Genomic DNA, 12,504 nt, shown 5'->3' with positions numbered 1-12,504 from the left:
GTCATTTGCTAGAATCCGCAACGCGCCGCTGAGTCGGCGCGTTTTTTTTGCATCCGGTTCACCCTTTACGAGGGTAGCCACCTGGAGACATACCCATGACACACCCGATTGTCGTGGCGGCACTGTATAAGTTCGTCACCCTTGAAGATTACGTCGCCCTGCGCGAACCCCTGCTCAATGCCATGGTCGAGAACGGCATCAAAGGCACCTTGCTGATCGCCGAAGAAGGCATCAACGGCACCGTGTCCGGCAGCCGCGAAGGCATCGACGGTCTGATCGCCTGGCTCAAGAACGACCCGCGCATGGTCGACCTGGACCACAAAGAATCCTACTGCGACGAGCAGCCGTTCTACCGCACCAAGGTCAAGCTCAAGAAAGAGATCGTGACCCTGGGCGTCGACGGCGTTGACCCCAACAAAAAGGTCGGCACCTACGTAGAACCCCAGGACTGGAACGCGCTGATCAGCGATCCTGAGGTGCTGTTGATCGACACCCGTAACGACTACGAAGTGTCGATTGGCACCTTTGAAGGCGCGATCGACCCGAAAACCACCAGTTTTCGCGAATTTCCTGACTACATCAAAGCCCACTTCGACCCGGCCAAGCACAAGAAAGTCGCCATGTTCTGCACGGGCGGCATCCGCTGCGAGAAAGCCTCCAGCTACATGCTCGGCGAAGGGTTCGAGGAGGTCTATCACCTCAAGGGCGGCATCCTCAAGTACCTGGAAGAGGTGCCGCAGGAAGAAACCAAGTGGCAGGGCGACTGCTTTGTGTTCGACAACCGCGTGACCGTGCGCCACGACCTGAGCGAAGGCGACTACGATCAATGCCATGCGTGCCGCACGCCGGTGAGCATCCAAGACCGGGCATCCGAACACTACGTACCGGGCATCAGTTGTCCACATTGCTGGGATACGCTGGCGGAGAAAACCCGCCGTAGCGCAACCGACCGGCAAAAACAGATCGAGCTGGCCAAGGCCCGCAACCTGCCGCACCCGATTGGCTACAACTACAAGCAACCATCTCCCGAGGCCTGAGCCATGTCCGCGCGCCTGCTCTATGTAATGGACCCGATGTGTTCCTGGTGCTGGGGCTTTGCCCCGGTGGCCAATGCCTTGGTTGAGCAGGCCCGCGCGGCGGGGGTGGAACTGCACCTGGTGGTGGGCGGCCTGCGCACCGGCAGCGGTGCGGCGCTGGAGCCGACCACCCGGCGCTACATTCTGGAACACTGGCAGGCGGTCACCCAGGCCACCGGCCAGCCGTTCAAGCAGGAGGGCGCGTTGCCCGACGGTTTTGTCTACGACACTGAGCCTGCATGCCGTGCGCTGGTCACGGCGCGCAGTCTGGCGCCGAACCTTGCGTGGACACTGTTGGGGCTGATCCAGCACGCGTTTTATGTCGAAGGGCGCGACGTGACCCGGGCGGATGTGTTGGTGGAGTTGGCCGAAAAAGCCGGGGTGCCGCGTATCGAGTTTGCCGAGGCGTTTGACCGCGCCGATCAGCATGCGGCCACCGCAGCGGACTTCACCTGGGTGCAAGACCTGGGCATCGCCGGGTTTCCGACCCTGCTGGCCGAGCGCAACGGCCAATTGGCCTTGCTGACCAATGGCTACCAGCCGCTGTCCGAGCTGTCGCCGTTGCTCGCACGGTGGCTGGAGCGAGCCGCCTGTGCATGACCAGCCGGACCGCGTCAAACAGCCCCCGCGCCCGGACCGCCTGACCTGGGCCGAAGTCCGCCGCCTGGCCCTGGGCCATAAATCCTCCCTCTGGATCGCCAATGGCGTCGCCGTGCTGGCGACCCTGTGCAGCGTGCCGATCCCGTTGCTATTACCGCTGCTGGTGGACGAAGTCCTGCTGGGGCGGGGCGATGCGGCGTTAAAAGTGATGAACCACGCGTTGCCGCTGGGGTGGCAGAAGGCGGCGGGCTACATCGGCCTGATGCTGCTGGTGACGTTACTGCTACGCTGCGGGGCGCTGGTGTTCAACGTGTTGCAGGCGCGGCTGTTTGCGCGGCTGGCCAAAGACATCGTCTATCGCCTTCGCGTGCGGCTGATCGAGCGGCTCAAGCGCATTTCCCTGGGCGAATACGAAAGCCTGGGCAGCGGCACGGTCACCACGCACCTGGTCACCGACCTGGACACGCTGGACAAGTTCGTCGGTGAAACCCTGAGCCGCTTCCTGGTGGCGATGCTGACGCTGGTGGGCACCTCGGCGATTCTGGTGTGGATGCACTGGCAGCTGGCGTTGTTGATCCTGCTGTTCAACCCCTTGGTGATCTACGCCACGGTGCAATTGGGCAAGCGGATCAAGCACCTCAAAAAGCTGGAAAACGACAGCACCTCACGGTTTACCCAGGCCCTGACCGAAACCCTGGACGCCATCCAGGAAGTGCGCGCCGGCAACCGCCAGGGCTTTTTCCTCGGCCGTTTAAGCCTGCGGGCGCGTGAGGTGCGCGACTTTGCGGTCAATTCTCAGTGGAAAAGCGATGCCTCCAGCCGGGCCAGCGGTTTGTTGTTCCAGTTCGGCATCGATATTTTTCGCGCGGCGGCGATGCTCACGGTGCTGTTTTCCGACCTGTCCATCGGCCAGATGCTCGCGGTGTTCAGCTACCTGTGGTTCATGATCGGCCCGGTGGAGCAACTGCTGAACCTGCAATACGCCTATTACGCGGCTGGCGGGGCGGTGACGCGTATCAACGAGCTGCTGGCGCGGGCGGACGAGCCGCAATACGCCGGGGGCCAGGACCCGTTTCGCGGGCGCCAGACGGTGGGGATTGAGGTCAGCGGCCTGAACTTCGGTTATGGCGAGGACCTGGTGCTCAATCAACTGGACCTGACGATTGCGCCCGGTGAAAAGGTCGCCATCGTAGGCGCCAGTGGCGGCGGTAAAAGTACGCTGGTGCAGCTGTTGCTCGGCCTTTATACGCCGCAGGCGGGCAGTATTCGTTTTGGCGGTGCCACCCAGCCGGAGATCGGCCTGGAAACGATCCGCGAAAACGTTGCGGTGGTGTTGCAGCACCCGGCGCTGTTTAACGACACCGTGCGCGCCAACCTGACCATGGGGCGCGAGCGCAGTGACCAGGCGTGCTGGCAGGCGCTGGAAATTGCTCAATTGGACGCCACCGTCAGGGCCTTGCCCATGGGCCTGGACAGCGTGGTAGGGCGCTCCGGCGTGCGGTTTTCCGGCGGGCAGCGCCAGCGCCTGGCCATTGCGCGCATGGTGCTGGCCGAGCCCAAGGTGGTGATTCTGGACGAGGCCACCTCGGCGCTGGACGCCGCCACCGAGTACAACCTGCACCAGGCATTGGCGCGGTTTCTCAGCGGTCGTACTACACTGATCATCGCTCACCGACTGTCGGCGGTAAAACAGGCTGACCGGGTGTTAGTGTTTGATGGTGGGCATATCGCCGAAGATGGCGACCACCAGCAGTTGATCGCTGATGGCGGTCTGTATGCAAAGCTTTACGGACATCTGCAACAAGTGCGTTGACTTGACCGGGCGTTGCTCTTGGGAGCGGGTATCACTCGCGTGCGTATTTGGCGGTGCATGTGCAAGGGGCCTCATGAAGCAGAAGCGGACTCTCGGAACCCCGCGGTTATTGGGCATCGTCTGGCCTTTTATCGCTGTCGTGCTGTTCCAGGCATTGTTGGGCTGCGTCAGTCTTTACGTGCTCTCGGCGGTGCGCGGCTATGTGGCGGGCGAGAGCCTGTGGTCCAAGGGCCAGAAGGACGCCATCTACTACTTGAACCTGTACGCCGATAACCGCGACGAAGCCACGTTCCTCAAATACAGCAGCGCCATCGCCGTGCCCCAGGGCGGGCACGAACTGCGGCTGGCCCTGGACCAGCCCACCCCGGACCTTGCGGCCGCGCGCGCGGGCATCCTCAAGGGCGGGAACCACCGTGACGATGTTTCAAGCCTGATCTGGCTGTACCTCAACTTTCGCCACTTCAGTTACCTGGAAACGGCCATCGAGCAATGGACGGTCGGCGACGCGTACCTGGCGCAACTCGATGACCTGGCGCAGGAGATGCACCGCTCCATTCTTGCCAATCAAGCGAGCGCCGCGCAGGTGCATGGCTGGAAAGCGCGCATTTTTGCGATCAACGACGGGGTAACGCCTGCGGCCAAGGCGTTCAGCGACGCGCTGGGCGAAGGCTCGCGGATGGTGTTGAACCTGTTGCTGATCACCAACCTGGCCACGGCGCTGGGCCTGATTGTGTTGGCGCTGTTGCGTACCCATAAGCTGCTGGCCCAGCGGCATGCCTTCGCCGACGCGCTGCAGGTGGAGAAGGAGCGGGCGCAGATCACCCTGGAATCGATTGGCGACGGGGTGATCACCACCGATGTCGAGGGCTCCATTGCCTACATGAACCCGGCAGCCGAAGCCCTCACCCACTGGAAAGCCTCCCAGGCCCATGGCTTGCCACTGGCTACGCTGTTTAATCTGCTGGATGAAAATGCCCAGGCCGAAGGGTTCAACCTGATCGAGCGTATCCTGGCGGGCCAGCTCGGCGGTGGCAGTGAGCATTCCAAGCTGATCCAGCGGCTGGACGGCACCACGGTGTCGGTGACGCTGGTGGGCGCGCCGATCCGCAGTGCGGGCAAGGTCAGCGGCGCGGTGCTGGTGTTGCATGACATGACGCAAGAGCGTCAATACATCGCCAACCTGTCGTGGCAGGCAACGCACGATGCCCTGACTGGCCTGGCCAACCGCCGCGAATTCGAGTACCGCCTGGAGCAGGCGTTGCAGAACGTGGGGCGCCACCGCGCCGGGCACCATGCCTTGATGTTTCTGGACCTCGACCAGTTCAAGCTGGTCAATGACACGTGCGGGCATGCCGCCGGGGACGAATTGCTCCGGCATATCTGTGCGCTGTTGCAGTCCGACCTGCGTGAGGGCGACACCCTGGCTCGGCTGGGGGGCGACGAGTTTGGCATCCTCCTGGAAAATTGCCCGGCGCCGGTGGCCGAAAAAATCGCCGAGAGCCTGCGTCGGACCGTGCAAAGCCTGCATTTTGTATGGAAAGGCCGGCCTTTTGTCACCACCGTGAGTATCGGCCTGGTCCACATCACACAAGCCCCGACCACGCTCGAAACCTCGCTGCGGGCCGCCGACATGGCGTGTTACATGGCCAAGGAAAAAGGCCGCAACCGGGTGCAGGTCTATCACGCCGATGACTCGGAACTGTCCCTGCGGTTTGGCGAGATGGCCTGGGTACAGCGCTTGCACATGGCCCTGGAGGAGGACCGGTTTTGCCTGTACGCCCAGGAAATCGCTGCGCTGGGGCACACCGAACCGGGGGGCGGGCATGTCGAGATCCTGCTGCGGCTGCACGATGAGGCCGGGCGGATCATTCTCCCCGACAGCTTTATCCCGGCGGCCGAGCGCTACGGGCTGATGACCTCGCTGGACCGCTGGGTGGTCGAAAACGTGTTCAAGATCATCGCCAGTTGCTTGCAGGAGCACCCGGGGCAGTCGATGGCCATGTGTGCGATCAATCTGTCGGGCACGACCATTGGCGACGAGGACTTTTTGGGGTTCCTGCGCGAGCAGTTCAGCGCCTACGGGATACCGCCTCACACAATTTGTTTTGAAATTACCGAAACCAGCGCCATTGCCAATTTGGGCAGTGCCATTCGCTTTATCAATGAGCTCAAAGAGTTAGGGTGCCACTTCTCTCTGGATGACTTTTGCGCCGGAATGTCTTCGTTCGCGTATCTTAAACATTTACCTGTAGACTTCCTGAAGATCGATGGAAGTTTCGTAAAGGATATGCTGGACGACCCGATTAACCGCGCGATGGTTGAAGTGATCAATCACATCGGCCACGTGATGGGTAAGCGCACAATTGCAGAGTTTGTCGAGACCCCTCAAATCGAGCAGGCCTTGCTCGAGATTGGCGTGGACTACGCTCAGGGTTACCTGATCGAACGACCGCAGTTGTTTACCCATGACAGCCTGTTGCGTCGACCTGTGCGGCCGCGACCCTTGTTGTTCAAGGCGCCCGGCACATTCCGGTGAAACACTTTCTGGTCTGTACCCAATCACATCAAAAGGAGCTAGACAGTGATCGATACATTCAACAGAACCGGCCCGCTTATGGAAGCCTCCAGTTACCCTGCCTGGGCGCAACAGCTCATCCAGGACTGTAGCGAGAGCAAGCGCCGCGTTGTAGAGCATGAGCTGTACCAGCGCATGCGCGACAATAAGCTCAGCGCTGCCACGATGCGTCACTACGTGATTGGTGGTTGGCCGGTGGTTGAACAGTTTGCCTTGTACATGGCACAGAACCTGACCAAGACCAAATTTGCCCGCCATCCTGGAGAAGACATGGCGCGCCGCTGGCTGATGCGCAATATTCGCGTGGAGCTCAACCATGCCGATTATTGGGTGCATTGGGCCCGCGCCCATGGCGTCAGCCTGGAGGAGCTGCAGGCGCAGAACGTGCCGCCTGAGCTGCACGCGCTGAGCCACTGGTGCTGGCACACCAGCTCGTCCGATTCGCTGATCGTGGCCATTGCCGCCACTAACTATGCCATTGAAGGGGCCACGGGCGAGTGGTCCGCGGTGGTGTGTTCCACCGGCGTGTACGCCGCGGCGTTCCCCGAAGAAGAGCGCAAGCGCGCCATGAAATGGCTGAAGATGCACGCCCAGTACGATGATGCGCACCCATGGGAAGCCCTGGAAATCATCTGCACCCTGGCCGGGAACAACCCGAGCAAGGCGTTGCAGGTGGAGTTGCGCCAGGCCGTGTGCAAAAGCTATGACTACATGTTCCTGTTCCTGGAGCGTTGCATGCAGTTGGAAAAAGCCTCGGCGAGCCCCGGCAAGCAGCCGGTGCTAGTCGCCAGCGAGGCCTGAGCCAGCCTGGCAATGGCGGGCTCAACCCGCCATTGCCAAGCGGTTGCGACCTTCGCGCTTGGCCACGTACAGCGCATTGTCCGCCCGGCGCAACAGGCTTTCGGCCGACTCTGCCGCCAGCAACGTGGCGCAGCCCAGGCTGACCGTCAATTCGATCTGCACTTCATCCGCCCGATAATTCTGGGCCTGCGCCGCCTGACGCAGGCGCTCGCCGACCATCGATGCCGCCTCGCGGCCCGTGTTGGAGAGCAAAATCAGAAACTCTTCCCCGCCGAACCGAAACACCATGTCGACATTGCGCAGTTGATTCTTGATCGCCGTGGCAACGGCTTTTAGCACCTGGTCGCCCACGGCGTGACCGTAGGTGTCGTTGATGTGCTTGAAGTGATCGATGTCGAGCATCAGCAACGACAGGGGTTGCACATGCCGCCGTGACATCTCTATTTCCCGTTGCAGGGCCTGGTCCATCGCGATGCGGTTGCCGGTTTGCGTGAGCGGATCACACTGCGCGCTGCGGGTGGCCGCGCGGTAGAGCAGGGCGTTGCGCATGGGGTACAGCAAGGTGGCCAGCAGGGTTTCGAGCTTGGTCAACTCGTCTTCTATAAAACGTTGATTGCGCCGAAACACCAGTTCGCCCAAGTGTTCGCCCTCATGGCTAAGCGCATAGCTGACTGAATGATGGCCGCGATGGCCGAACTCCAGGCGCAAATCGCTGCCGTCGTGCCGGTAGTGCAGGGCGTCCAATGGCACCAGGCGTTGGATTTCGCGAAAGAACACACCCAGGATGCGCTCCGGTTCAAGGCTGGTTTGCAGCAGCAGGCTCAGTTGCTGGCGAAGCTGAGCCACTGTGGCGGGGCGTCGCGTGAGGAGGGAAGGCTGTCCAAAGCCCAGGCGTTGCAATTTGGCGCTGTCAAAGTCAATTGCGTTGGTCTGGGTGGGTGTTTTCATCAGCGGGCCTCTAAGCAGGTGGCTCTGTCTTACAGGCTTTTGAGAGCGTAATACTGTTCCTTCAGTTCCGTAGGACTGTTCTACAGTTTAGCCGGGTTTGCGCGGGGCAATGACTGCCGCACGTCTTATAAACCTGGGCCTGCCTGGGTTTTTGGGGCCAGTGGCCGCCACCGAGGGCACACCAGCAGCGAAATGCCTACCGCCAACAAGGCACCGCCCACGCTGTTGAACAACCGCAGCAGCGTCAGGCCAACCTCCGAGCCACCGGGTTGAGCCAACTGCTCCACCAGAATGAAATGGGGAGTGAGAAACAACATGTAGGCGACATAGCTGATGGCGCGTCCTGCCAGGGTGCCGATCGAGATCGGCAGGACCAACGCGGCGAGCCACAGCGGATCGTGGATGACATGGCCTAACGCTGCCGCAATCAAGCCTCCCAACACCGTGCCGCCGACACGCTCCAGCGAAGTTTTCAAGGTGCTGACGACGTGGGGTTGCAAGATCAGAAACACCGTCAGGATCATCCAGTAACCGTGGTCCAGGGACCACACCTGCACCAGCCCCACCGACAGCGCACCGGCCATCGCCACCCGCAAACCGTGCAGAAACGCGTGGGAAGTGGGCGTGAAGTGCTCCTTCAGCACCGCCCATACCCGCAAGCGTGTGTGCGCATCGACCACGGGCCGTTGAAACAGCAGCCCGATGCCGGTGGCCCACAGGTTGCCGTAGAGAAAGTAGCGAGCGTAGTTCAGGCCGTGGGCGAAATCCTTGCCTGCAAACGCGGTGGAGACGGCAAAGGCGGTGGCCACCAGCAACGCGGGAAAACCGATGGTTTTACCACACACCTGGGCGTAGGCCCCGGCAAACCCGAACAACGCCACCAGGACAATAGCCAGGTCTGGCCAAGCCACCGTCCAGGCACCGAGCCCGGAGGCCAGGGCGCCCACCACCCCAAAACACAGGCCGAACGCGCCGCGCGCCGTGGCCTTGGCGGCGGGGAGCGACAGGTAGCTCCAGAACGCCGCAATCGCCGACCAACTGAACAACGGGTCGTGCAAACCCGCCGCCAACAGCGCGGGGGCGGTGCACACGATGCCTCCGCACACCGCGTAGCCCACGGGCACGCGGCGCAGGTTTTCAGAGGCCTGGGAGAGCCGCATGCGGGTCATGGCCGGGGCGTTAAACATCAACGTTGGCCAGGGCGGTGCGGTCGATCTGATCAATCGACGTCACCCCCGTCAGCGTCATCGCCACGCGCATTTCCTGGGCGAAAATATCCAGCATGTTTTCCACCCCGCGCTGGCCGTCGGCAGCGAGTGCGTACACCGTCGAGCGGCCCAACAGGCAGCCCTTGGCGCCCAAGGCAAGCATGCGCACCACGTCCAGCCCCGAACGAATGCCCGAGTCCACCAGCACCGTCAGGTCATCGCCCACTTGTTGCGCAATCGGGGGCAGCGCCTTGGCGGTGGACAGCACGCCGTCGAGTTGGCGGCCGCCGTGGTTGGAGACAACAATCCCGTCAGCCCCGAAACTCACCGCGTCCTTGGCATCCTGCGGGTCGAGAATGCCCTTGATGATCATCGAGCCTTTCCAGAATTCGCGGATCCATTCCAGGTCTTTCCAACTGATCGAGGGGTCGAAGTTATTGCCCAACCAACCCACGTAGTCTTCAAGCGTGGTGGCCTTGCCCAAGTATTTGGAAATATTGCCCAAGTCGTGCGGCCGGCCGAGAATGCCGACGTTAAAGGCCCAGTCCGGTTTGGTGGTGGCTTGCAGAATGCGCCGGGACGCAGCGAACGGGCCGGACATGCCGGAGTGGGCATCACGGTAACGGGCGCCGGGCGTGGGCATGTCCACGGTAAACACCAGCGTGGTGACGCCCGCCGCCTGGGCGCGTTCCAGGGCGTTGCGCATAAAACCACGGTCTTTGAGCACGTAGAGCTGGAACCAGATCGACTGCGGGCTTTGGGACGAGACTTCCTCGATCGAACACACCGACACCGTCGACAAGCAATACGGGATACCCTTGTTGGCCGCCGCCATGGCCGCTTGCACTTCACCGCGCCGGGCATACATGCCGGTCAGGCCCACCGGGCTCAAAATGATCGGCAACTCTTGAGGCTTGCCGAACAACGTGGTCTTGAGGCTCAGGTGTTCGACATTGCGCAACACACGTTGGCGCAGGCTGATGCCTGCGAGGTCTGCGCCGTTGGCGCGCAGGGTGTGTTCGGCATAGGCGCCACCGTCGATGTAATCGAACAGAAAACGTGGCAATTTGCGTTTGGCGGCTTCGCGGTAATCCGAGGCGGATGAAATGATCATGGTGATGATTCCTGAAAGGCTAGGGGGCTCGGCGGTGTCGCTGAGGCAGGGCCACGATAGGCAATCCTTGAGTATGATAAAAACAACTTTTATTTCTTGTTATAAGTCGCAATTGGAATACTTATGAACCTCAGAACATTGCGCGCGTTTGTCGAAGTGGTCCGCCAGGGCGGGTTCTCCCAGGCGGCAGAAGTGGTGTCATTGACCCAGTCCACCGTGAGCAAGGCGGTCAAGACCCTGGAAGAAGAACTGGGTACGCCCCTGTTCAACCGCCTCGGCCATCGCAGCGAACTGACAGCCGCTGGCGAAATCGCCTACCGCCGTGCGTTGGTGCTGCTGGCCGAGCGCAGCGACCTGATAGCCGAGATCAACGACCTGCGCGGCCTCAAGCGCGGCACCTTGCGCTTGGGCTTGCCGCCGGTAGGGTGCGGCGTATTGTTTGCGGCGATGTTCGCGACCTACCGCAGCCGCTACCCCAACATCGACATCGAACTGATCGAATACGGCAGCAAACGCCTGCGCGAATGCCTGGAAGCGGGCGAGGTCGACCTGGCGGCGTTACTGCTGCCGGTGAGCGACGCGTTCGATCATCAAGAAGTGCGCAAGGAGCCGCTGGTGGTGGTGATGCCCGTGGACCATCCACTGGCCCGGCGCAAGCGCGTGGATTTCACCGCGTTGGCCGACTCGCCGTTCATATTGTTTGAGGTGGGCTTTGCGCTGAACGCCATCATCATGGCCGCGTGCGAGAAAAAAGGCGTCGCCCCCCGCGTGACCGCGCGCAGCGGCCAGATCGACTTTATCGTGGACTTGGTGTCGGCAGGCCTGGGCGTGGCGTTTCTACCGCGCATGCTCGCGCAAAAGCATCAACACCCGGGCATTGTGCTGATCGAACTGGACGAACCCCACACCGACTGGCACATCTCCCTGGCCTGGCGCGCCAGCGCACACCTGCCCCCCGCGGCGCGTGCCTGGCTGGACCTTGCGAAGGAAATGCACGAACCGCTGCCCACGTAGTCATGTGCTGCTTGACTTCCCCTTTTTAATCAGTAAGATACGCCGCATTCCGCGATAGCTCAGTTGGTAGAGCAAATGACTGTTAATCATTGGGTCCCTGGTTCGAGTCCAGGTCGTGGAGCCAGATAGAGAAAAGCCTGCAGAGATGCAGGCTTTTTTTTTGCCTTGGATTTTTCCAGGGGGAGCACAGCGCGCAGCGTAAGCGGCATGAAGCCGTTTCTAAGCCCCGCGGTTCAGGAGAACACGCTCTGTATCCACTATGAAACAAATTTATACATTTAATTGACGCCACTATATCGCCACCCTATGATCGCCGCTCAATAATGGCTCGGTGCCATGTAGAGGGATCTATTAAATGTGGCATTTGCTACGTCGGACCAGGCTCTGCCTGTTGTCCGCTTTTTTTTGCCTGGGCGCAGCCGGCGGCGCTCAAGCAGCCCCCCCACAGAGCACTCCGGGTATCACCGACCTGATTCGTGATCGGCAGGACCGTCTGCTTGAAGAGCAGCAGCGCCGCCTCGAAGAGCTCAAAGAGCTGCCTGGCAAAACAGCCGCGCCAGCAACTCCAGTGGCACCGGTCGACACTCGCTGCTTCCCCATCAAAACCATCGAACTCGTGGGTGCCGACGCGCTCTCGGAAACCGAACGCCACGAGTTGGTCCAGCCCTACATCGGCCAATGCCTGGGCGTGCCGCAACTCAATGAAGTACTCAAGGTCATCACCGACCGTTACCTCGCCAAAGGCCTGGTGACCAGCCGCGCTTACCTGCCTCAGCAAGACCTTTCCAGCGGCACTCTCAAAATCCAGGTGGTTGAAGGCAAGCTCGAAGGTTTGAAGGGGGCCGAGGGCAGCGGCATCACCGACCGTCAATTGGCCATGAGTTTTCCAGGCAAGACCGGGGAGCTGCTTAACCTGCGCGAAATCGAGCAGATGGTCGATCAGCTCAACCGCCTGCCGTCGAACCAGGCGCAAATGGAACTGGCACCGGGCAAAGCCGTGGGCGGCAGTGAAGTCCTGGTCAAGAACACGGCGCAAAAGCCCTGGCGTGTCGGCCTGTCGCGGCACAACGGCGGCCAGCGCAGCACCGGCGAGCAGCAATGGGGCGCGAACCTGGACTGGGACAACCCGCTGGGTCTGGCTGACCAGCTGTCGTTGCGGGGCGGCCACGATGCGGTCAGTGACCCGCCCATTCGACAACAATGCGGCCGAAAGAGCGATCAAACCGTTTGTCATCGGGCGTAAGGCCTGGAGGGTGTCAGAAATTTTGTGTTCGGGCATAACATGAGTAAGAGGTGCATATATGCCAACCAAAAAGAAACCCTTGCGTGACCTGCCCAAAATCCCCAAAGAGCTG

9 protein-coding genes, 1 tRNA gene and 2 pseudogenes are annotated in these 12,504 nt (G+C 61.3%); 9 read left to right on the top strand and 3 right to left on the bottom strand.

From position 1 onward, the window contains the following. Nucleotides 1-95: 95 nt before the first annotated feature. From trhO to ACW9H9_RS08980, 5 genes are all read left to right on the top strand, one after another. Entirely contained in the window at nucleotides 96-1,037 is a 942-nt protein-coding gene (gene trhO, locus ACW9H9_RS09000) for an oxygen-dependent tRNA uridine(34) hydroxylase TrhO (RefSeq protein ID WP_457342799.1), read from the top strand. 36 nt (nucleotides 1,038-1,073) lie between these two features. Then, nucleotides 1,074-1,676: a DsbA family protein gene (locus ACW9H9_RS08995; RefSeq protein WP_457342886.1), complete on the top strand. Its 603-nt coding sequence runs from the start codon at nucleotides 1,074-1,076 to the stop codon at nucleotides 1,674-1,676. Then, nucleotides 1,669-3,489, top strand: coding sequence for an ABC transporter ATP-binding protein (locus ACW9H9_RS08990; protein ID WP_457342798.1), 1,821 nt, complete (start codon nucleotides 1,669-1,671; stop codon nucleotides 3,487-3,489). Before ACW9H9_RS08995 ends, ACW9H9_RS08990 begins: the two co-directional genes overlap by 8 nt. A gap of 73 nt (nucleotides 3,490-3,562) precedes the next feature. Further along, nucleotides 3,563-6,025 (top strand): EAL domain-containing protein, encoded by a 2,463-nt coding sequence (locus ACW9H9_RS08985; protein WP_457342797.1) that lies wholly within the window; start codon nucleotides 3,563-3,565, stop codon nucleotides 6,023-6,025. Between the two features lie 78 nt (nucleotides 6,026-6,103). After that, the gene (locus tag ACW9H9_RS08980; RefSeq protein WP_457342885.1) at nucleotides 6,104-6,865 is read left to right on the top strand and encodes a TenA family transcriptional regulator; all 762 of its coding nucleotides are present in this window, start codon (nucleotides 6,104-6,106) and stop codon (nucleotides 6,863-6,865) included. A 21-nt stretch (nucleotides 6,866-6,886) separates the two neighbouring features. Here ACW9H9_RS08980 and ACW9H9_RS08975 read toward each other — a convergent pair whose 3' ends face one another. The 3 genes from ACW9H9_RS08975 to lldD all read right to left on the bottom strand — a co-directional run bounded on the left by ACW9H9_RS08975 (nucleotide 6,887) and on the right by lldD (nucleotide 10,135). Further along, complete coding sequence (locus ACW9H9_RS08975; RefSeq protein WP_457342796.1) at nucleotides 6,887-7,813, bottom strand: GGDEF domain-containing protein; 927 nt, start codon at nucleotides 7,811-7,813, stop codon at nucleotides 6,887-6,889. Nucleotides 7,814-7,938: 125 nt separating this feature from the next. Continuing rightward, a complete protein-coding gene (locus ACW9H9_RS08970) occupies nucleotides 7,939-9,000 on the bottom strand; it encodes an FUSC family protein (protein WP_457342795.1) in 1,062 nt (353 codons plus the stop codon). After that, the gene (gene lldD, locus ACW9H9_RS08965; RefSeq protein WP_457342794.1) at nucleotides 8,993-10,135 is read right to left on the bottom strand and encodes an FMN-dependent L-lactate dehydrogenase LldD; all 1,143 of its coding nucleotides are present in this window, start codon (nucleotides 10,133-10,135) and stop codon (nucleotides 8,993-8,995) included. The genes ACW9H9_RS08970 and lldD overlap by 8 nt, the downstream gene beginning before the upstream one ends. Nucleotides 10,136-10,258: 123 nt before the next feature. Between lldD and ACW9H9_RS08960 the strand changes: the two genes are divergently transcribed. The 4 genes and pseudogenes from ACW9H9_RS08960 to ACW9H9_RS08945 all read left to right on the top strand — a co-directional run. Then, nucleotides 10,259-11,149, top strand: a complete 891-nt coding sequence (locus ACW9H9_RS08960) for a LysR family transcriptional regulator (RefSeq protein ID WP_457342793.1) — start codon at nucleotides 10,259-10,261, stop codon at nucleotides 11,147-11,149. 48 nt (nucleotides 11,150-11,197) lie between these two features. Next, a tRNA-Asn gene (locus tag ACW9H9_RS08955) sits at nucleotides 11,198-11,273 on the top strand. A gap of 231 nt (nucleotides 11,274-11,504) precedes the next feature. Next, nucleotides 11,505-12,332, top strand: a pseudogene (locus tag ACW9H9_RS08950) (ShlB/FhaC/HecB family hemolysin secretion/activation protein); the annotation flags it as partial. Nucleotides 12,333-12,336: 4 nt separating this feature from the next. Further along, nucleotides 12,337-12,411: pseudogene (locus ACW9H9_RS08945) on the top strand (IS66 family transposase); the annotation flags it as partial. Between the last annotated feature and the right edge of the window lie 93 nt (nucleotides 12,412-12,504).

The sequence above is a fragment of the Pseudomonas sp. SDO5215_S409 genome, assembly GCF_054071325.1.
Note: the sequence above shows the minus strand (reverse complement) of the source record. Positions and strands in the feature narration are given on the sequence as shown.

Coding starts and splice junctions, on each gene's coding strand:
- trhO (WP_457342799.1), top strand. CDS start 96: ATGACACACCCGATTGTCGTGGCGGCACTGTATAAGTTCGTCACCCTT.
- ACW9H9_RS08995 (WP_457342886.1), top strand. CDS start 1,074: ATGTGTTCCTGGTGCTGGGGCTTTGCCCCGGTGGCCAATGCCTTGGTT.
- ACW9H9_RS08985 (WP_457342797.1), top strand. CDS start 3,563: ATGAAGCAGAAGCGGACTCTCGGAACCCCGCGGTTATTGGGCATCGTC.
- ACW9H9_RS08980 (WP_457342885.1), top strand. CDS start 6,104: ATGGAAGCCTCCAGTTACCCTGCCTGGGCGCAACAGCTCATCCAGGAC.
- ACW9H9_RS08975 (WP_457342796.1), bottom strand. CDS start 7,813: ATGAAAACACCCACCCAGACCAACGCAATTGACTTTGACAGCGCCAAA.
- ACW9H9_RS08970 (WP_457342795.1), bottom strand. CDS start 9,000: ATGTTTAACGCCCCGGCCATGACCCGCATGCGGCTCTCCCAGGCCTCT.
- lldD (WP_457342794.1), bottom strand. CDS start 10,135: ATGATCATTTCATCCGCCTCGGATTACCGCGAAGCCGCCAAACGCAAA.
- ACW9H9_RS08960 (WP_457342793.1), top strand. CDS start 10,259: ATGAACCTCAGAACATTGCGCGCGTTTGTCGAAGTGGTCCGCCAGGGC.